The following is a 20306-nucleotide window of genomic DNA, read 5'->3' as shown; positions in this document are numbered from 1 at the left end:
AGGCTGCTGCCATGACAGACGATTTTGGGCTGTTCGATACGGACACTCCGCCGACCAGCGCCGGCGGAAGCGAAGACGAAAGAGCCGAGAAAAAGCCAGAGCTCGTCTACGGCTCGCCCGAGGAGTTCCTTCATGAGCAGTTGCTGCCCACATATGTCCGCAGCGTGACCGGGAAGTCCGCGAAGTGGTGCATCGAGTGGTACTTCCACCCCGAAGCCGTGTCGCGTGTTGCTGCCATGTGGCGGGCCTGGGAGCACCTGCGCCTCGACGCTGCCACCGGCATGAGCGTCTGGTGGCGGGACCACGCTGACCACCACATGCGAGTCCTTTTGGACCCACAAGGCCCCTTCTACAACTGCGACATGAAAGAACACCGCGACCCCGAACACCTCGAACCCAGAAAAGCCCCGGCGGGATGGTTCCCGGACGTTCGGACTATTCCGGGCTGACAGGGTTAGCTACCGGACGGCATTCCACTTAAAGAGAAATCAGGGCTGGAACACTTTTATGTTTCAGCCCTGATTTTGCTTTTTCTAGTGAGCGGCTTCGTACTTCTCCACGACGTCCGCTTGGATACGACCGCGCGTGTTCACTTGGATGCCATTCTCGGCCGCCCACAGACGTACCGCCTTGGCATCCGGGCCACCACCCGAGGACTTTGTACGGGCTACGGCACGGCCACGTCCGCCGGATACTTTGCGGCCGGCGTTGGTGAAGCGTGCCAGGGCTTCACGGAGTTCGCTGGCGTGGTTCTCGTTGAGGTCAATTTCGTATTCACTGCCGTCGAGGGCGAAAGATAAAGTTTCGGTCGCTTTCGAGCCGTCAATATCATCTTCCAACACCACAACTGTCTTTTTTGCCATGAATTAAGGCTAGCAGCCCATTGTGCAACCGGATTCTCCAATTAGGAGGCGACGGTGAGCCACCTAATCCGCCGGACAATGAAAGCTTTTAGATCCGAACTGGGTTGGGCAACACCGAAGGGGAAGCGCGCGGGTGTGAGCAGTCCATGGTTGGGGTCAATCCGGGTTATCCACGGCTGGGATTTGGGAGCCAGTGGGGTAGCTCCCTTAGCAGCAGTAGCGGTGGATAACCCATCAGGATTGTCCCCGGCTGTGGGCAGCGGAACTGATCACCCAGACGGTAACTCCACGATTGCGCAACAGGCCGTTGCACAATTGCCGGACCTCCCCGCAAGCTGCTCAGCTCGCCCGGCTGTCAGGTTTGAATCTAGGACCGGCGGCTTTGGGAGTGTCAGAACCGTCCCAAGTACCCTATTCTGACGCTCTTTTGGTTACTGCCTGACGTCAGGTTGGGGTGTTGGTCACACTGACGGGTGAACGAGCGCCTGACCAATGAACTCTAATGGCAAAGTCTTCGGACCCGAAGCTTGCGGCAGTCTGCGTCCCTTGAGCCATACCGGCAGGAAGTCAGGAAGTAGAGTCCAAAACGACTTCACTGCGAGCCAGTTGGGCGGAAATTAGTGTTGTTCGAGGCGAAAACCGAGCTTGATGGTGACCTGCCAGTCAGCGATTTTGCCCTCTTCCAGGTGCCCCCGGATTTCCTTGACCTCAAACCAGTCAAGGTTGCGGAGGGTCTGGGATGCCTTGGCGATTCCGTTCCGGACGGCGTCGTCCACTCCCTGATTCGACGTGCCGACAATTTCAGAAATGCTGTACGTGTGGTTGGACAACTTGGCTCCTCGTGATTTCCTTGGGGCTCCCGGTTGCGGGCCGTCCTTGAAGAGTAGTAGCACTCCAAGAGCGTTGACCAGCCCACGTCCCGACGTTCTGCTCAGAACCGTCACATTGGATGATCTGACATTCCGAGGCGATTTGCCCCTAGGAAACGAGCTCGCTAACCCAGCGGCGCAGTTGAAGAAACTGCTCAAAGAGCAGTTCTCGACCCCGAAGCGGCGCAGTATTCGGCCATGGTGCCATCGCACCAGCGGACCGCGCATGGATGGGCCGTCACCCACTAACGTCCTCTGCTCAAAGCGACATGGCGGGGGAAATGCTTAGCTTTTACACTCGATGCAGTATGAGTGGCCGTTGCTCTGACGCTCCATTATGAGGGGGCGTCGAATTCGGCAAAAGCTCCATGACGGAAAGCGTGAGGTTAGCCATCGAGGAGTCCTCACCAGTAAAGGCTAGGCTCTCTTTGACGAACCCACCCCGCCAGCCGCCCCTAACAAGCACATGAGCAGGTTTCGGGTAACATCGGGACCAGCCAAGCCGAAGCCCGGCGTTAAGCAGCAGTGCCCGGCGCACGTTTGCGCCGGGCACTTTGGAAGGCTGGTTACGCGGCGGGCTGCGCAGCGGTGAGGGCGTCGAATACGCCCTTGATCTGCTCCACGACCTCTGCGTCATCCTTCGGGTGCAGTTCGGCGAAGCGCACCAGGGAACCCGGAACGGCGAGTTTGGCGTCCTCAATGATCTGGGCGCCGGCGATTCCTGCTGCCTTGCGGGCCTCGTCTTGCGCCCAGACGCCGCCGAACTGGCCAAAGGCGGTGCCGACGACGGCGGTGGGCTTGCCGGCGAGGGCGCCGGCACCGTAGGGGCGGGACAGCCAGTCGATGGCGTTCTTCAGCGCTGCGGGGACGGTGCCGTTGTGCTCGGGGGTAACCAGGAGGAGGGTGTCCGCGTCGTTGGCTGCGGCGCGCAGGGCGGCAGCAGCAGCCGGAACCTGGCCTTCGACGTCGATGTCCTCGTTGTAGAACGGGATGTTTCCCAGGTTCTCGTGGATAACAACCTCCACATGCTCCGGTGCATTCAACTGCATGGCTTCGGCCAGCTTCTGGTTGGTGGACTCGGCGCGGAGGCTGCCGACGAGGGTTAGTACGGTGCTCTTGGTCATGTGGACTCCTGGGGTAGGGGCGGCGGGAGGGGGCCGCCGCCCGGTGACAGCTGAGGCTTGTTTGCCTTCATGGTTCTAAACGGACTACGGTCCGCTTCTTATTCCCGGGTCAGAATTTGGAATTTGAATTCATCCCGATGCGCCCCGCGACAGCGCCACCACCCTTCTAGCGGTGACTGCATTTCAGCCCGCGACGGTTTCCGCTGCAATCAGAAGCGCCAGCCCGCTACCCACAGATGGGGACAATTTTCGACGGTTATCCACCGCTACGATGGCCAGGAGCTACCCGTATGGCTCCCCGATATCAGCCGTGGATACCTAAATTGGCCCCAACTGTGAACACTCTCCAGCAGCCAGGGCACCGTGTAGCCGACGGACCCTTTAAAGGCTGCAAACCCGTCAGCGGAGGCCACGCCACAAACAAGCTCAAACCCCTCCCATTGTGATCCTCCCCCCGAAGGGCGCTTCCGAAGCAGCAAGGGGCTGAAGAACTCTGACTATGTCCAACTCAAGGGCGTCCTACGAGCTGTCCACACCTGGGGTCAATACCGGTTATCCACGCCTGATATCGGGGAGCCGTTGGGTAGCTCCCCCCAGCAGCAGAAACGGCGGATAACTCAAGGATTGTCCCCGGCCGTGGGCAACGGGCCCTAACCTTTCCCAATGAACTCGTCATTCCCTTTGAGCTCGGCAGCAGCCAAAGCGGGTTTGCCGCCCGGTGTGTGGGGTTGTCCGTCAACCACACAACCCGGCGTAACAGTCTTCGACAGGGCCAGGCCAACACTCCTTGCCCTAAGCGGCTGCAACACGAACGAGAAAAATCCGACCCGACGCTTGACAAAGAACTAGGGACACCCCCAGCGGCGTCGAAACCGAGCCAGACGATCACGCCCTGGGCCCGGTCCCGGGGCGGGTGAACCACCTAGACGCACCTTGCCTGCGAGCAGGCCCGCAAGCCGCTGTCGATCGTGGTCATCGCCGAACAGCGCGGGGACAGTCCGCAGTTCACCGCGGTGCCCGCCGGCATCAAAGTCCCGCAACCCGTTTGTTGCCGACCGCGGACCCGTCCGGACCGGGTGCTTGCCGCCAAGGCATGCAGCAGCGCGGCGAACCGCGCTCACCTGGTCACCGCGGTGTCCGGGCACGGTCCCGGTCAAGGCCGACGAGGCGGTTTACCGCAAGCGCAAGGGATCGGCCGTTGCCGCTCAGCAACCTTCGCCCACGAATCCTACAAGCAACGTCACGCCGTCGAGTGCGGGATCAAGTTGCTCAAGCAGAACCGCGCCGTGGCCACCGGATACGGCAAGCCGTCTGTTACACCGCCACCATCCGCATCGCCGCGATCAACCTGTGGTCGCGAAGTGACCACTTTTGAAACACGCCGTAGCTAGCCACGTGTCCAAATTTCCGGCACCACCTTACCTCGCTCTACTTTGACGGCATACCGGCGGGCGAACGCTGTCCCTGCTCGAGAGTTGGTACCCGGAGCCCACCCTCGATGCGCGCCCTCCATCTGCATCAGCGCGCCAAGTAGCCACCATCGACCGGCAGGCTGACCCCGTTGATGTACGATGAATGATTTGACAGGAGCCAGCGGCAGGCTTCGGCGATGTCGATCGGCTGCCCGTGCCGGTCGATCGTGTGGCGAGCCGCGATATTTGCGACCTGTGGCCCGAAGGAAGGGTCATCCAACAAGCTCTCGATCAGCGGTGTGACGGTTAGCCCCGGCAGAACCGCGTTGACGCGAACGCGAGATTCACGATACTCCGTTGACGCCGACTTAGTGAGGCCGATCACGCCGTGCTTCGACGCATTATAGTCAGCCGCGTCAGGCCGTTCGATCAGCCCGTCAGCCGACGATATGTTGACGATGGCGCCGCCCCCAGTCTTCGTCATCGCACGGGATGCATACTTGGTGCAGAGGTATACGCCCGGTTAGGTTGACCCCGATGACGTGGTTCCAGCCTTCGAGCGGCAGTTCGCTGATCGGCGCACCGGTCATGGCGACGCCCGCGTTGTTCACGGCACCGTCGATCCGACCAAAGGCCTCGATGGTCTTGTCCACCATTGCAATGACGTCAGCCTCGACCGACATGTCGCCGCCAACGGCGCGCACATCACCACCCTTTGCGCGTATTTCGGCCGCGGTGGCTTCCGCATTGTCAAGCGACAGGTCATTTATCATGATCTTCGCGCCATCGTTTGCAAACAGTTCCGCGCAGGCTTTTCCGATCCCGCGTGCGCCGCCGGTGACGATGATTACTTTACCTTGAAGCATGCTGCCCTCCTTTGTTGCCCTTTATTCTCTTTACCAACAAAATCGCTCAATCCCTGCCCAGGACCAGCAATCCCTGCCGAAGCAGAATCGCCACCATTGCCGAGCCGCGTCGGCGGATCGAGGATTAGACAGCTCCTGTGAAAAATGGAGTTGAACTGTAGGAATGCCACGCTCGCTCATTCGCGAGCCGTTGTCTTGGCGTTACACGGTGTCCCGTTGCCTCCCGTTACCGGGGGTGTGCATCCTAGGGGGCACCAGCCGATGTTCGCTTGACCCAGCCTCGAGAACCACAAGCGCCACGCTAGTCAACTGTGGTCGAGCGGATAACGCTCCGACGCAGGCGAGCTCACCTGACCCTGACGAGAAACTTGGGTTGGCTCGCATCAGACCGACTCGCCGCGTTTGGGTGCTGTGTTGTCGACCGCGCTGTTGCGTCACGTCCGCTCATGCCGCCGGAGTGAGTCGTCGCGATCCCCCCAATGCAATCGAACTTGAGTCGTTAAGCTCGGCCCTGCACTTCGTTATGGGCTTCTCCTGATCAATCAGCGGTTGGGGAGGGGGTTCGCGAGCCGATCCAGCGCTAGCAGTTCCGCGTGGTCCCTGCTCGGCGCTGCTACTCGACAGGAACGAGCCCGAAGTCCTTATTGGCGGACTGCTCCATGTAGATCAGCTCGACGCTGAATCCGTCGGGATCGTCGACGTAGTTGGTGGCCGCAACCTCCGTCAGTGGAAGCTCGAGGTGGACCTTCGTACCTTCCGCGGCAGCGACGCGCCTACGGGTGTGCTCCCACGGCACCCGCTCACGAGCACCGAGAGCGATGTTGAGAACGCCTTGGTCGCTGAGTTGGTGGTCATCGGGTCGCACCGGCTTTCAAGAGACGAGCCAGGGTTCCGTCGAAGTCCCGCACGTGGACGAAGACCAGCGAGTACCCAATGTCACTGGGCCGAGCATCCTTGCGCTTGCTGCGCATGGTGGGGTAAAGGTACTGGATCGTGATGGGCTTCGGGCATTCGCAAGCCTTTGGCGCGCAACGGCGTTCTGGATGATTACGAGGAGAAAGCATCAGCATAAAACGACATCGAGTTTGTGCATCATTGACGCGGAATCTGCTTTAGCGCCTACTGCATGCAGCACTCCTGATGTGGGTGGCGTCGATATGTCGACTGCGGAAGCAACGATTGACGTCAACAAGGCGATCGTTGCCACAATTCTCGCGACCTTCCTTATCGCAGTCGCGAAGGCTGGCCTGGACGGGGAGACGTCTGCAGTGTTCAGCACCCAGTACTCGCATGAGGACTGCTACCAGCGGCTCGGCTCCGCGTTCTCACCGACGCGATTATGGACCGGATCATCTACAACACGATCTGGGCCGAGACAGGCAATTGCAACAGGCGCGAACACACAGCACTAGCAACCGCCTAGCAACTTTCACGGAGGGCGCCAGCGGCGCCAGGCCGCGCGACCGCTGGTGCTCTCTCGCACGACCCCCGGCGCTGAACCGCACGAACAGGGGGCGCTCATAGCTTCAAATACTTAGCTCGCAACTGCAGGTCGTCCACTCCCTACCAACAGGAATATCGAAACTGTCTACGCCAGGGCCACGGGGCTGAGCTCCGAATCGACCTTGGCGGCCAGGATGCCGGAACGGGACGTGGTGATGGAATTGCTGGCCGCGCAGATTTGTTCACCGTCCTCGAAGCTGGTTATCAGGTCTTGGTTCGCCGACACCACTCTCGGCCACGAATTGGGGCACATGAGTAGCGACGGCCGCTACCGAGCTCTATGCTCTCGGTGTGCGGGCAGGCCCGGCTCGAAAGATTGCTCGCCGACATTATCCCAAGGCTCCTCCGACCTGTTGGCCATGCCCACACCGAGACAGCACCAAGCCGTAGCTTTCGCCCACGACCCCATCAAAAATCCCAAAAAGCAGCCAGACACCGACATCAAAAGACAGGAAGATCCCGGAAACCCGGGGATTTTCCTGTCTCAACTCACGTAAGTTCCGATGAGGTTCCTTGCTGACGTGCGGATCCCGACAACGAAGATGAACCGGCAGCGGAAACCGGCAAGACTGCGGACACCGCCACCGCGAAAGTTTCAGCCGGCAGGGCAGGCCCTACCGGTTTTCTGTATCAGTGAAAGTACCGGATGATAACTTCTGCGACGCAGACAGGCTTGGTCCCGCCAGTACGCTCAATGATGACATTGACCGTGGCTTCCGCCCCGGCGGTGGTGGCCGCCACCGACCCGAGGGTGCCCTTGGCAGACAGCTCGGAACCGGTGGGGACCGCCGAGGGGAAACGCACCTTGTTCAGCCCGTAGTTGACGGCGGAGGACACCCCCTCGACTTCCAGCAAATCCTCGAGGAACGGGGCAACCAGCGAAAGCGTATAGAACCCGTGCGCAATGGTCGTGCCGAATGGCCCCTCCGCAGCGCGTTCCTGGTCTGTGTGTATCCATTGCCGATCCTCTGTGATGTCCGCGAAAGTATCGACACGGGGTTGGTCAAGGATGATAGTCCTTGAGCTGCCCAGATCCGATCCGGCCGCCGCCAACAGTTCCTCGAGGTTTCTGAATTTAGTCACGAAAACTCCTTCGTTTTTTAGGGTTGGCATCACGATCTAGACGAATCTGTTGGCCCGTCGACTGACAGGTCATAGCCAGTGATATAGGCGGATGGGGGGCACTACGGGTGTTGAGCTGGTTCTTCGCCCTTTTTCGCGGAATGTCCCCACCCATTTGTATAACTTCAACTAAAGCCTTCCGGGCTTAGAAAATCCGTACTCTACACACACTGCATCCGCAGAGGTACCAGTAAGGGCCAAAGAAGCCAGAAAATACCCCTCGGCAGACGGCTACCGGTAGCTGTAAGGCATCTAATTCCTTTCGGAGCTGAACGCTATGAGGAGACCATCAGTCGCTACTTGCATGGTCAGAAGTCTTTACTGTCTTGGCTGGTGTTTGTCGTGCGGTTTCCGCCGGCGCCTCCAGACAGACGCCAACGGATACTCCAAGGAGCCTCACTCCTGGCCGTGCTGCACCAACAGCTCGTGCCAGTGTTGGAGCAGGAACTCATGGCGGAAGTGGAGGCCGACCCCGGGGGATGCGCACAGGTCGTCGATGGTGATGGCCTGCCGGGCTGTCGGTGTTCCTCTGCGCGAGGAGCCCGCTCCAGCACGCCCGGGCACCTTGCCTTCTGGCCGATGTTATCGGTGACAACTCGGCGTCTCAGCATGGTCTGTTCTCTCGTTAAAACGCTTTGAGGATGTCTTCGACGCGGGCTTTGGCGTCGCCGAAGAGCATGTGTGAGTTCTCGCGGTAGAAGAGGGGGTTTTGGACACCGGCGTAGCCTGCGGCCATGGAGCGTTTGAAGACGATGACGTTGTCTGCTTCCCAGACTTTGAGGACTGGCATACCGGCGATGGGGCTGGAGGGGTCCTCGGCGGCGGCGGGGTTGACGGTGTCGTTCGCCCCGATCACTAGGACCACGGAGGTCCCGTCGAGGTCGTCGTTGATTTCGTCCATTTCCAGAACGATGTCGTACGGGACTTTAGCTTCGGCGAGGAGCACGTTCATGTGCCCGGGCAGCCGGCCGGCGACGGGGTGGATGCCGAAGCGCACGTCAACGCCGCGTTCGCGGAGCTGGTTAGCGAGTTCAGCGACGGGGTACTGGGCCTGGGCCACTGCCATCCCGTAGCCGGGGGTGATGACAACGGTGGAAGCGCTGGCCAGCATTTCCGCGGTGGCTTCGGCCGTGATTTCCCGGTGCTCGCCCTGGTTCGCGTCTCCCCCGGTAGTGGGGGCTGAGATGCCGAAGCCGCCGGCAATTACGGAGATGAAGGACCGGTTCATGGCTTTGCACATGATGTAGGACAGGTACGCACCCGAAGAACCGACCAGGGCGCCGGTGATGATGAGCAGGTCGTTGTTCAGCAGGAAGCCCGCCGCGGCGGCGGCCCAACCAGAGTAGCTGTTGAGCATGGACACGACCACGGGCATGTCGCCGCCGCCGATCGAGGCCACCAGGTGCCAGCCCAAACCCAGCGCCAGGACGGTAACCACGGCGAGGAGCCAGAGCTGGGAGTCGTTGACGTACCAGACGGTGAGCGCGATGAACCCCGCGAGGGCGCCGACGTTGATGCCGTTCTTGCCCGGCAGCATCAGGGGTGAGGATTTCATCTTCGCCGAGAGTTTCAGGAACGCCACGATCGAGCCGGTGAAAGTTACCGCGCCGATGAACACGCCGATGAACACCTCGGCATGGTGGACGGCCATCAAATCCGGGGCCAGGGCCGGGGCTTCAAGGTGGCCGTTCCAGCCGACCAGGACCGCTGCGAAGCCCACAAAGGAATGCAGCAGTGCGATGAGTTCGGGCATTCCGGTCATTTCGACGACGCGGGCGCGCCAGAGCCCGATCGCGCCGCCGACCAGGACAGCCATCACGAGCAGGACCAGGCCGGTCAGGGCGTGGCCGGTGCCCCAGACACCCTGCACGGTCAGCCAGACCGTAGCCGCGAGGGCGATGACCATGCCCGTGATGCCGTAGATGACCCCGGCCCGGGCCTTCTCGTGCCTGCTCAGCCCGGCGAGGGACAGGATGAACAGCAGGCCCGCGACAATGTACGCCGCCCCCGCGATGGAATCAGCGGTCAACGGACCGGAAACGGTGTCAGACACAGTCAAGCTCCTAGTAATCAATGCTGCTTCGGTGACAGTGACGGTACTCATTTACGTGCCCCGCTTCCGCGGGAGAACATCGCGAGCATCCGCCGGGTCACGGCGAACCCGCCGAAAATGTTAATGCTGGCCAGCAGCACCGCGACCGCGGCCAGGACCTGCATCACGGGGTTCTCCGAGGTGACCTGCAGCAGGGCACCGACGACGATGATCCCGGAGATCGCGTTCGTGACCGACATCAGAGGTGTGTGAAGGGCGTGATGGACTTTCCCGATGACGTAAAAGCCGACAACAACCGACAGCATCAGCACCGTGAAGTGCTGCGGCAACGGCGCCGGAGCCACCGTGTTAATCCCAAAAAGAACAGCGATACCCGCAGCAATGAGTCCGGCTTTCCCGGCAGGGCTCAGGCCAGTCTTCTTTGCTGCCTTTTCGGCGGAGCGCTCCCCGGTGCCGGTGGCGTCCGCCTGGGCTGCTGGGGGCACGGCCGAGACTTGAACAGGTGGCGGCGGCCAGGTCTTCTCACCGTCCCGCACCACGGTCACCGACCGCTGCACGACGTCCTCAAAGTCGATCCTGAGCTGGCCGTCCTTGTACGGGGTCAGGAGCTTAAGCAAGTTCAGAAGGTTCGTCCCATACAGCTGGGACGCCTGGGCCGGCAACCGGGCCGGCAGGTCGGTATAGCCGAGGATGACCACGCCGTTATCTGTCACGACCCGTTCTCCGGCCACCGAGCCTTCCACGTTGCCACCCTGGCCGGCAGCCATATCAACAATCACACTGCCCGGCTTCATTTCGGCGACGTCCTCGGCCGTCAGCAGCTTCGGCGCTGGGCGTCCCGGAATCAGTGCCGTGGTGATGATGATGTCCACGTCGCGCGCCTGTTCGGTGTAAATTTCTGCCGCGCGCCGGTTGTAGGCCTCGGAAGTGGCCTTGGCATATCCGTCGGAGGACTTCATCTCCTCCTCGACTTCAACCTTGAGGTAGGTCCCACCAATGGACTTCACCTGATCCGCTACTTCCGGTCTCGGGTCCGTGGCCCGCACGATCGCGCCCAGGCTGGACGCGGCCCCGATCGCCGCCAGGCCCGCCACGCCGGCACCGGCCACCAAGACCTTCGCCGGCGGTACCTTGCCTGCCGCGGTCACCTGGCCGGTAAAAAATCGGCCAAACTCGTGGGCGGCCTCAATCACGGCCCGGTACCCTGCAATGTTGGCCATGGAGCTGAGCACGTCCATGGCCTGCGCACGCGAGATCCGCGGCACCGCATCCAACGCCAGCGCCGTAATCGGACGCGTCGCCAAAGCCTCCACCAGCTCCGGCCGCAAGCTGGGGGCCAGCATTCCGATCAGCGTTGCGCCATACGCGAGTCGGCCGATCTCGTCCTCAGTAGGCGGATTGATCCGCAAGACGACTTCACTGCCCCAGGCCTCGTCCGCGCCCACGATCAGCGCACCCGCCTCGGCATATGCCTCATCACGGAAGGACGCGGCCTCCCCGGCACCCTTTTCGACCACAACGTCGTAGCCCAAATCCGCCAACTGCCTGACGGTGACGGGTGTAGCCGCCACCCTCGTCTCGCGGCCTAACTCGGCCACAATGCCAATACGTGTCACGTTCACTCTCTTTCATCCAACCAACCAAACCGGGCAACACCCTTGCCCGGCGCACCAGTATCGATTCATTCTTCAAAAACCAACCAGCAAGATGCTGGGCCACCGGCGTGACATCTAGTTGATATCTCCTGAGAAGTTGGGCCGCTTATAGTCTCCGCGCCCTGCCCATAAACCTGCCCCTGGTTCAGCTTTGCCTGAACTCGGGCTGGCGCTTCTCGGTGAAGGCCGCCATGCACTCCTTTGGTCCTCGGTGGCGAACAGCGAGTGGAACAGGCGGCGTTCGAACAGCACGCCCTGCGCCACGCCGGTTTCGAAGGCGGCGTTCACGGCTTACTTCGCCAGCATCGCCACCGGCTTCGACTTGGACTCGATCACCGCGGTGGCCTTGAGCGCCTCCTCGACGGCGTCCGCGGCCAGCACCACGCGGGAGGCCAGCTTCGTCACAGGTTCCCCCTGTCGTACCGGGGAACCTAAGGCGGCACGTTTCGGAAAGCCCTCCGCACTGCCTCTTCTAGCGGCGGGTTCACCGACTCCACGTGCGTGAACCCGCAGGGGAAACGCTCGGTGAGCGCGACCGCAAAATGTCCTGCGCTGATCTCCGTGGCCAGAATTCCGTGCGTGCGGATTCGCATTCCCTGCAGCTGCAACCTGCCCTCTGCCGCGTTAAGTTGTTCCTGGGCGTCCCAAGCGTTCCGGGCACGCACATAAATCGTAGACATCCGTTCCTTACTTCCTTGATGCGCCATCTGGCCGGGCCGTCAGTCGGCTCTTCCCTCCGGCCGAACAGCTCGCCGCGAGCTTTGTTAGTTGCAGCGATGCTCTGGTCGGCGCCCCTGCCGATTTACGGGGCCTTCCATCCATCGACCGTCCGTTCTGGCTAGCCCAGGGGTTATGAAACCCGGCGGAAGAGGGCGGCGAGGGCCTGGCCCCCGCCGATGCACATGGTGACGATGCCGAGTTCCAGGTCGCGGCGGGCCAGGTCCTTGGCCACACGCAAAGACAGGATCGCCCCGGTGGCCCCGACCGGGTGGCCCAGTGCGATGGCACCGCCGTAGGGATTGGTTTTTTCCGGGTCCAGCTTCGCGTCCCGGATCACGGCGACGGCCTGGGCGGCGAATGCCTCGTTGAGTTCGATCACATCGATGTCGGCGGCGGTGGTGCCGGTCTGCTGAAACAGCTTGTGCAGGGCGAGGACGGGCGCGTAGCCCATCAGCTCTGGTTCCATCGCAGCCGTGGCGACGGCCTCCAGGGTAACTAGCCCAGTCAGCCCGCGCTCGGCGGCGACGGACTCGCGGGCGAGCACGACGGCCGCGGCGCCATCGTTGATGCCCGAGGAGTTGCCCGCGGTGACGGTCCCACCGTCTTCGAAGGCCGCGCGCAGCTTGCCGAGGGCCTCCAAAGTCGTGCCGGGCTTGGGGTGCTCGTCCACATCCACAGTGACCGGTTTGCGTCCACCGGTCTGCGCCGCGGTAATTTCCTCGGCGAAGGCTGCGCGCGCAACGTCACTGGCTGCGCGGCGCTGGGACTCGAGGGCAAATTCATCCTGTGCCTGGCGGGAGACGTTGTACTTCCGGGCCACGTTCTCGGCCGTAACACCCATGTGGCTGCCGCTGAAGGGGTCGGTCAGGATCGCGACGGTCCCGTCGACCAGTTTACGGTCGCCGAGCCTGTATCCGTCGCGGGCGCCGAAGTCGTAGAACGGCATGCGCGTCATGGACTCGTTGCCGCCGGCCAGGGCGAAGTCCACACCGCCCCAGCGCATCTGCATGGCCGCGGACCAGATGGCCTGCAGCCCGGACCCGCAGAGCCGGTTGACGGTGTACGCCGGGGTATTCTTCGGCAGCCCGGCCGCAATGGCCACGCGGCGGGCATTATAGGCATCCGGGCCGACCTGCCCGATGCAGCCCATAACGACCTCTTCAATATCCCCGGCCGCAACCTTCGAGCGTTCCAGGGCCACCTTGGCCGCCACGGCTCCGAGCTCATACCCTGGGACATCCTTGAAGACACCGCCGAAACTGCCGATCGGCGTGCGCGCCCCATCGAGAAGGACTATTTTTTCACTGCTGCGCATTCTAACGCCCGTCTGCTTGTAGAAACAGGGAAACCGAATCCCGAAGGATGGTGCTCTCTCTCAATTTACTAGGACTCCCTAGTAAATGCTAGGGCTTCCAAGTAAGTTGTCCATGTAGGGCATGCCTCTTCGGACCAAAGCCCGCAATGGAGGCCAGTGCGGACGCACTCGGCCCGTAGTGCACCATCGCAGAAGGAAATGACGGACAAACTATGGAAATCACCAACAGGACAGCACTGGTGACCGGCGGAGCATCCGGCCTCGGCCTGGCAACGGTTCGCCGCATCGTGGAAGCGGGGGGATCGGCCGTGATCGCCGATCTCCCCTCGTCCAATGGCGAGGTCATCGCCAAGGAACTCGGGGCACGCGTCAGGTTCTCCCCGGTGGATGTCACCGATGAGAATGACGTCCAGGCGGCCGTTGACGCCGCGACGGAGCTCGGCGGCCTGAATATCGTAGTGAACTGTGCTGGCGTCGCCAGCGCCGTCCGCGTCGTCGGCAAGAAGGGTCCGCACCCGCTAGCGGACTTCCGCAGGGTAATCGAAATCAACCTCATTGGCACCTTCAATGTCATCCGTCTGGCGGCTGCCCGTATGATTGAGGACCCGACGGAGGCCGAGGAGCGGGGCGTTATCATCAACACCGCCTCGGTCGCGGCGTTTGACGGGCAAATCGGGCAGGCGGCCTACGCGGCGTCCAAGGCAGGCGTCACCGGCATGACGCTGCCGATTGCCCGCGACTTGGCCCAGCACAAGATCCGGGTCATGACCATTGCCCCCGGGCTGTTCCATACGCCGATGTTCGAGTCATTGCCGGAGGAGGCCATTGCTTCCCTAGGTTCCCAGACACCTCATCCGTCCCGGCTGGGAACACCGGCGGAATACGCGGCCCTCGCCGCCCACATCATCGAAAACCCGATGCTCAACGGGGAGACGATCCGACTCGACGGGGCCATCCGAATGGCCCCGCGCTAACCACTTGACTGTACGGAAGTAGAACTGTTGATTTCGACAATCTAAGGTTCAGCCTGACGGAGCACTCAAGTGGAATGAACGGGCGAGACTTCGTTGATGAAACCCCACGCGGACATGCTAGCCCCCAGGGCGGCAACCACGGGGTGTGGACGTGCTGGCTCAATGAATTAGCCGGACTGCTCCGTTATTGAGCGCTCCCACGCACCTGGATTTCACCGTCCAGCGGAGCGCACCAGGGCAGCGACAGACGGACGACAATCGTCGGTGATGCCTGCTGCAGTGGGATGGGAAGAAACGGCGATGAAGTGCTCCCTAATTCCGATGGGCGGAAATCCCCCTCTAAATGGGCGTGGGGCGCGAAACTCATTTCGATGCCTGGCCCCTAGCCTTCATTGGAAATTAGACTCGCATGACAGCGAAATGCAAGCGCCGATACGAGCGGTGCCGCCAAACTAGACACCGTTAATTGGACCACCCTGCATCCGCAGGACCGGGTTGTCCTGCAGCACGACTCGGGCCTAAAGGAGTCCGTAGAGGTTGACGAGGTCTCGGACAAGGGTGATCTGGTGTGGGTCCGATTTGCAAAGCCTTGCAGGCGGAAGCTTCACATGTCCGAAGCCGCCCCCGCGTGATGCGATTCTGACGGATATTTGTACGAGCGCGTCGCCGCGCCCGTACGACCGGCCAGCGTCTTAGCCGATCCCGTATTCCCCGCGCTGTGGGCTGGTATTGCAAACCGGGTGGCCCGCGTGTGTCTTCGCTTTTTAGCGGATGCTAGAAGTTCAACCAAGCCCGCAGGCCCATATTCATCGATCCGCCGGACTGCGCAGGAACCGGCTTCAGCAAACTTATTTGGTCAATTGGGTTGACTGTACCCGGCGGGAGTGGATACCGTTCTTACTGACGCGCAGCCCGGCGCGCGAGCCCTGATGCGCTCAACCCTCGGCTCCTCCTGGGGCTGAGCGCACCGACCAACCTTAAAAGAACAGGAGAATCGTGTGAGCTACTACGCAGTCGTCCACCACGCCATCGAGGACCCCAAGCGCTACGGCGAGGACTACATCCCCGGCGCCGTGGAGATCATCACCAGGCATGGCGGAGAGGTCGCTGCGGCAGCCGAAGCCGCCCCGATCGAGGGAAAGCCGCCCGCTCCGGGCGTGGTGATCCTCAAGTTCCCGTCCGAAGAGGCGTTCCGCAGCTTCTACGACGACCCGGATTACCAACCGCTGAAGAAGCTTCGACACTCGCTGACGCGAGGCGGCAGCATGGTGGGAACGCCCTCCTTCGGTGCCTGAGGGGAACTGCTGGAGCTGAATCGGCTCGCGAAGCTCCTCCCCGGCCGCTGGTTGAGCAGGAGAAAGGTTACTACGAAGTTCAAGGCCGAGCTCAGTGACTCAAGTTCGGTCGTGCTGGCGTCCGCGACGACCCATCGTCGGGTGCTTCCGGAAATGATAAGGTCCACCGCTGCTGCGCCCATTAACCCGAACGCGCGCCAGTCTCCCACCCGTCATCGCGGGAGGTATCCAGGGCAGGACTCGGGCTCCGACAGTGGGCATGGATGACCGGCCCCGAGACTCCCGGCCCGCGGGTTTCGTCTTCTAGGGGATCGGATTCCCCGTCTGGATCGGTAGCGCGGCACAGTTTCATCACCGGCTACCCCGGCGGCGTCAGCCCTTTCGTGATGCAAACCGGAGGAACGGCACGGGCCACGGTTCGCATCCCGCCACGGATTCTCGAGCGTGCGCGGCAAGAGGTGGATTCCGTCGAAATACGCTCCACAGCGAAGAGCACCAATCGTTCCCCCTATCCTTCCGGACGTTCCTAGATCGAGGAGCCGCCGTAAGTCGCGCCAGATTATCGCCGAGAAGGGGAAGATCCGACACATGGCAACCCAACCATCACAGCTAGGAGTTCCACATGCAAATTGCAGAGCCCACTATCACCGTTCTTGGTGGCACAGACGCGCAGGGACGCGGCCTGGCGCGCCGCTTGGCCCAGGTCGGCACGGCGTGGGCCACTGCCCGCCACGCGCCTGAGACGGGCAGGGCACACGCTCCGGACAGGGAGCAGAGAGCATGACGGGGAGGACCGTCGTGTCGTCCACACGCCACAACGAGCTGATTCCGCCCGCGCCACTGCCTGCGCGCCCGATGGAACTGGACAATGGTCCGGCGTGGCCCAACCGGCTGGTGCTAGCTCCGCTCACCAACCAGCAGAGCAACCAAGACGGCACACTCCACGAGGACGAGTTGCGCTGGCTCGGGCGCCGCGCGATCGGCGGTTTCGGCATGGTGATGACCTGCGCCGCGTACGTCGCTCCGGAGGGTAAGGCCTTCCCGGGTCAGCTCGGCGTATGGGACGACCGGTGCCTGCCCGGACTTACCCAGTTGGCGACCGCCCTTCGAACGGGTGGGGCAGTTTCCTGCGTCCAACTCCACCATGGCGGCAGGCGGGCCAATCCTGCTGTCTCCGGCGTTCCTGCCGTCGCTCCGTGGGACGATACGGAACACGGGGCCAGGGCGCTGACCACTGCCGAGATCAAGGGCGTCGTGGCGAACTTCGCGCGAGCGGCACGCCGTGTACAGGAGGCGGGCTTCGACGGCGTTGAGATCCACGCAGGGCACGGATACCTCCTCGCGCAGTTCCTCGATGCCACAAGGAACACCCGCAACGACGAATATGGCGGCCACCTCACTAACCGCTCACGGATCCTCCTCGAGGTTCTCGAGGCGGTGCGCGGCGCCACTGAGCCTGGCTTCCAGGTCGGGATCCGGCTGAGCCCGTGGCGCTACGGCATCGTTTTGGACGAGTCATTGGTCGTCGCCGAGCAGATCATGGCCAGCGGTCTCGTCGACTACCTGGACATGTCGCTGTGGGACGTGAAGTCGCGACCGGAGGAGGCACAGTACGGTGGTCAGACGCTGACCGAGCTCTTCTCCGCGCTGCCCCGACACGGCACCCGCCTCGGCGTGGCGGGGAAGATCACCTCAGCTGCAGCGGTCCAATGGTGCCTCGACGAGGGCGCCGACTTCGTCATGGTCGGCACCGGCGCGATCTTGCATCACGATTTCGCTAACCGGGTGCTTGCAGACCCCAAGTTCGTGAGCATCGACCAGCCCGTCTCTCGACGCCACCTCGAGGCGGAGGATGTGGGCCCCCGGTTCATCGATTACATCACGAGCATGTGGGACGACTTCGTCCGATAGCTCCCGAACCATCAACCTACCCACTGACTGGGCCTTGGAAGAGTTCGAGGTTGGCCTCGAACAAGCCGAACATCCCATTCGGCGCACCCATCGCGCATGGCTGCTCGGCTTGTCGGTCGCCAAGGGTCTGGCCTCAGGTATCGATGTCTTCGGAGCCAGTTCCGCGGCGTGGCCCGGGGTCGACCAGTGGCGGTACATGTCACAACAACGGTGGTGGTCGGAGTGCGCGCGACGTTACTCGAAGACCCCGAACTTATCCCTCTCTGGGTCGCGGGATGGTGGCCGAGGACCCGCAACTCCTTCGCTTGCTTCGCCCGACCTCGTTGTTGGCGACGGTGATGGACTGTTGAGTCCCACTAGCTGTAAACTGGCCGGCCAACGGCAACAGCGGCTTGGGATGGATTGACGGCAGACTGGTGCCAAAGCAGCGTCCAAGAATTAGCCGGCAATGTGAAAAACCGCGAAGGACTCAACGGGGGAGTGGCCAGTGGGGGCAATTATCACCGAATGCAAAGAACCGTCCTACTGCTGGTCCTGGCCGGGGCCAGCGCCCTGACGGTGCAGGACACGCACGGCCAGTCTGTTGTTAACCGCTTCGGAACACGGATGGCCTTCCGGCTCTCCAAGTACTCCGGAACGAACCTCTACCGTTCAGCCCCCCTTGAGCTTGACGCCGTGGGGCCTGTACAGCTGCCAAAGCGGGCCCCGAAATCGACCCGTGTACGAGTTCACCGACTCCTTCAAGCGCCCGTTCGCCCTCCTGTGTGTCCCGACCACCGGCCACTTCACGCGGGTCTTCTCCACTGAGCCCGACGGAGCCTCCCGAGTGGACCCGGATCAGGTCGACGCGTGGGCGGCGAGCAGGGGGCCGCTGGCTCGCCGGGCTCGCTGATGACGCCGGGCTGGACATCGCAGTGGTTTTGATGAGACCGCCCGCACCGGGAGAATCACAGGATGACTGACCTGCCCCTGCATCATGGACGCCGACGCCGGCTTCGGTGAGCCCACGAACGTCGTCCGCAGCGCCTAGGAGCTCGAGCTCGAAAACCTCGGAATGGGCGGCTGCCTCGTCGAGGACCAGCTAGGTCCCAAGCACTGCAGACCCCTGGACGCCAAGAACGTAGTGGACCTCGACACCGCCTCCAAGCGGGGTCCGCGCGACGGCCGACGCGCAGGGGACCCGAACTTCCTGATCATCGCCCATATCCACATCCGGGACATCGACGGCCTGGCGGCCACCAGGACCGTGACAGGGCGTTCATGGAGGCCGGCGCCGACGCCATCTTCACCAGGGCCATGAAGGAACTGTCCGAGTTCCAGGCCATCGGCGACGCCGTCGACGTCCCGATCCTGGCCAACATGACCGAGTTCGGCCAGAGCGCACCGTTCACGGTGGAGGAGCTGGCCGGCCCGGAGTCAACATACACGTGCGAGTGCCGGAAATGCTCACCAGAGCCCGCCCCTATGACCTCGTGAATTATGAAGGCATACAACAGATTCGATTCCGGCGTCTTCAAGACATCAAAAAGGGCCTCACCGGGTCATGGTGAACTACATCGCGGTGTCCCAGGTCGAACCGGACACGAATTCGCTGCTCTATCGCTCGCTGCTATCCCGTCCAAGAACTCACCGTCCGGTGCAGCTTCGAGGAGACGGGCCCTGGATGCGATCATCCGGCAGGAAATTGACGCCTTGCCGACGACCTAGCACCCGATGGACGTCTGCCGCCCGGCCGCCTCCGTCCTGGACGCCCGGCGCCCACTAGCTGAGGACTCCACCAACGCGGCCCTGTCCAGGACGTCCACCACGCGCGACCTCGTGACGCAGGTTTCGCCGTGGGCAAGGGCCCGTGCAGTGTCAGTTCCTGTCCTGGATGCAGGACGGCGGAGAGGGGGAAGTCACCGAACCGGCTTAGACGGCCGTCAAAGGAACTAAGGACGACGGCAAAGGTGGGAGGATTTTTTGGTCTACCCCTTGGGAGTTTTCGGTCGTGAACTCCACCTCGTCCCAGGGTCCGTGGCACCACGGCGCGGACTCCGAGTGCATAGGAGATGGCTTGCGTGGAGTCCCAAAACCGCTCTCTAGCAGTCCATTCCTGGCCGATAGTGTCCAGACTTAGTGTCATAGTTCTAGTTCCATTCACAGGTCGCGGATTTTAGGTCCGGTTCCTCAGACACTGAAGCCAGTTCTGCATGGAATTTTCCGGCAGGAAAATATGAACATGCGGGTCTCCCAGACGCGAGCAGAGCAGGGTGACTGCATGGAGGAAATACGGAAACGACTGGTGCCTGCGTCGACAATTTTGATCACCTATGTGGCGGCTCGCCGGAAGAGACGGGTATTTCTGATCCATTCGTCAACGAAAGGCTACTGCGGCAGGGGGTCTCGACGTCGGCCGAGACCACCTGCCGCAAAGTTTCAGACCCCAGCGCCTTCTGACTGCATGGGGGTCTTGGCGGCGTGGACCACCGACGCGGGTGGCTCGAAGCGTTCCCCGTATTTCTTGGCGAGCTGACGGGCACGGTCCACGAAGGCGTGGACGCCACCGGGGTACCCCACCACGAATTGCGCGGCGCCGCCGGTCCATGTCGGAAACCCGATACCGAGTAGGGACCCTACGTTGG

18 protein-coding genes and 2 pseudogenes are annotated in these 20306 nt (G+C 62.2%); 6 read left to right on the top strand and 14 right to left on the bottom strand.

Translation table 11 applies throughout. The features are described from left to right. The first annotated feature begins 11 nt into the window (after window positions 1-11). On the top strand, window positions 12-449 hold the full coding sequence (locus FBY31_RS21320) for a DUF4913 domain-containing protein (RefSeq protein ID WP_142045674.1): 438 nt from the start codon (window positions 12-14) through the stop codon (window positions 447-449). An 84-nt stretch (window positions 450-533) separates the two neighbouring features. Here FBY31_RS21320 and FBY31_RS21315 read toward each other — a convergent pair whose 3' ends face one another. From FBY31_RS21315 to FBY31_RS21255, 13 genes and pseudogenes are all read right to left on the bottom strand, one after another. Continuing rightward, entirely contained in the window at window positions 534-863 is a 330-nt protein-coding gene (locus FBY31_RS21315; RefSeq protein WP_142045672.1) for a histone-like nucleoid-structuring protein Lsr2, read from the bottom strand. 617 nt (window positions 864-1480) lie between these two features. Further along, entirely contained in the window at window positions 1481-1693 is a 213-nt protein-coding gene (locus FBY31_RS21310; RefSeq protein WP_142045670.1) for a dodecin, read from the bottom strand. A 605-nt stretch (window positions 1694-2298) separates the two neighbouring features. Beyond that, entirely contained in the window at window positions 2299-2856 is a 558-nt protein-coding gene (locus FBY31_RS21300; RefSeq protein WP_142045668.1) for an NAD(P)H-dependent oxidoreductase, read from the bottom strand. Window positions 2857-4374: 1518 nt separating this feature from the next. Next, on the bottom strand, window positions 4375-4752 hold the full coding sequence (locus tag FBY31_RS23580; protein ID WP_142045667.1) for an SDR family NAD(P)-dependent oxidoreductase: 378 nt from the start codon (window positions 4750-4752) through the stop codon (window positions 4375-4377). Beyond that, window positions 4706-5134 (bottom strand): SDR family NAD(P)-dependent oxidoreductase, encoded by a 429-nt coding sequence (locus tag FBY31_RS23575; RefSeq protein WP_142045665.1) that lies wholly within the window; start codon window positions 5132-5134, stop codon window positions 4706-4708. The genes FBY31_RS23580 and FBY31_RS23575 overlap by 47 nt, the downstream gene beginning before the upstream one ends. 613 nt (window positions 5135-5747) lie before the next feature. Then, on the bottom strand, window positions 5748-5999 hold the full coding sequence (locus tag FBY31_RS21285; RefSeq protein WP_142045663.1) for a hypothetical protein: 252 nt from the start codon (window positions 5997-5999) through the stop codon (window positions 5748-5750). A gap of 723 nt (window positions 6000-6722) precedes the next feature. Further along, window positions 6723-6863: a hypothetical protein gene (locus tag FBY31_RS22890; protein ID WP_160142495.1), complete on the bottom strand. Its 141-nt coding sequence runs from the start codon at window positions 6861-6863 to the stop codon at window positions 6723-6725. Between the two features lie 404 nt (window positions 6864-7267). Beyond that, window positions 7268-7720 (bottom strand): MaoC family dehydratase, encoded by a 453-nt coding sequence (locus FBY31_RS21280; RefSeq protein ID WP_200833486.1) that lies wholly within the window; start codon window positions 7718-7720, stop codon window positions 7268-7270. 664 nt (window positions 7721-8384) lie between these two features. Then, on the bottom strand, window positions 8385-9812 hold the full coding sequence (gene pntB, locus FBY31_RS21275) for a Re/Si-specific NAD(P)(+) transhydrogenase subunit beta (RefSeq protein ID WP_200833485.1): 1428 nt from the start codon (window positions 9810-9812) through the stop codon (window positions 8385-8387). A 47-nt stretch (window positions 9813-9859) separates the two neighbouring features. Next, the gene (locus tag FBY31_RS21270) at window positions 9860-11428 is read right to left on the bottom strand and encodes a Re/Si-specific NAD(P)(+) transhydrogenase subunit alpha (protein WP_142045661.1); all 1569 of its coding nucleotides are present in this window, start codon (window positions 11426-11428) and stop codon (window positions 9860-9862) included. Between the two features lie 184 nt (window positions 11429-11612). Beyond that, window positions 11613-11863: pseudogene (locus tag FBY31_RS21265) on the bottom strand (enoyl-CoA hydratase-related protein); the annotation flags it as partial. Window positions 11864-11898: 35 nt separating this feature from the next. Continuing rightward, window positions 11899-12147, bottom strand: a complete 249-nt coding sequence (locus FBY31_RS21260; RefSeq protein WP_142045659.1) for a hypothetical protein — start codon at window positions 12145-12147, stop codon at window positions 11899-11901. A gap of 170 nt (window positions 12148-12317) precedes the next feature. After that, window positions 12318-13502 carry a thiolase family protein gene (locus tag FBY31_RS21255; RefSeq protein WP_142045656.1) on the bottom strand — a complete coding sequence of 395 codons (1185 nt, stop codon included), beginning with the start codon at window positions 13500-13502 and terminating at the stop codon, window positions 12318-12320. A 212-nt stretch (window positions 13503-13714) separates the two neighbouring features. Between FBY31_RS21255 and FBY31_RS21250 the strand changes: the two genes are divergently transcribed. The 5 genes and pseudogenes from FBY31_RS21250 to FBY31_RS23865 all read left to right on the top strand — a co-directional run. Beyond that, on the top strand, window positions 13715-14476 hold the full coding sequence (locus FBY31_RS21250; protein ID WP_142045654.1) for a 3-hydroxyacyl-CoA dehydrogenase: 762 nt from the start codon (window positions 13715-13717) through the stop codon (window positions 14474-14476). A 998-nt stretch (window positions 14477-15474) separates the two neighbouring features. Further along, window positions 15475-15771, top strand: a complete 297-nt coding sequence (locus FBY31_RS21245) for a DUF1330 domain-containing protein (protein ID WP_142045652.1) — start codon at window positions 15475-15477, stop codon at window positions 15769-15771. Window positions 15772-16393: 622 nt separating this feature from the next. Then, window positions 16394-16555, top strand: coding sequence for a hypothetical protein (locus FBY31_RS23480; RefSeq protein ID WP_235013236.1), 162 nt, complete (start codon window positions 16394-16396; stop codon window positions 16553-16555). Between the two features lie 14 nt (window positions 16556-16569). Next, the gene (locus FBY31_RS21240) at window positions 16570-17682 is read left to right on the top strand and encodes an NADH:flavin oxidoreductase (RefSeq protein ID WP_235013235.1); all 1113 of its coding nucleotides are present in this window, start codon (window positions 16570-16572) and stop codon (window positions 17680-17682) included. 951 nt (window positions 17683-18633) lie between these two features. After that, window positions 18634-19197 (top strand): annotated as a pseudogene (locus FBY31_RS23865) (isocitrate lyase/phosphoenolpyruvate mutase family protein); the annotation flags it as partial. Between the two features lie 903 nt (window positions 19198-20100). On the opposite strand, the gene FBY31_RS21225 reads toward FBY31_RS23865, so the two are convergent. Further along, window positions 20101-20306, bottom strand: a 206-nt coding sequence (locus FBY31_RS21225; RefSeq protein ID WP_142045648.1) for a hypothetical protein, incomplete at its 5' end; no start/stop codon positions are given.

Origin of the sequence: Arthrobacter sp. SLBN-100, assembly GCF_006715305.1 — a bacterium.
Classification (GTDB): Bacteria; Actinomycetota; Actinomycetes; order Actinomycetales; family Micrococcaceae; genus Arthrobacter.
Note: the sequence above shows the minus strand (reverse complement) of the source record. Positions and strands in the feature narration are given on the sequence as shown.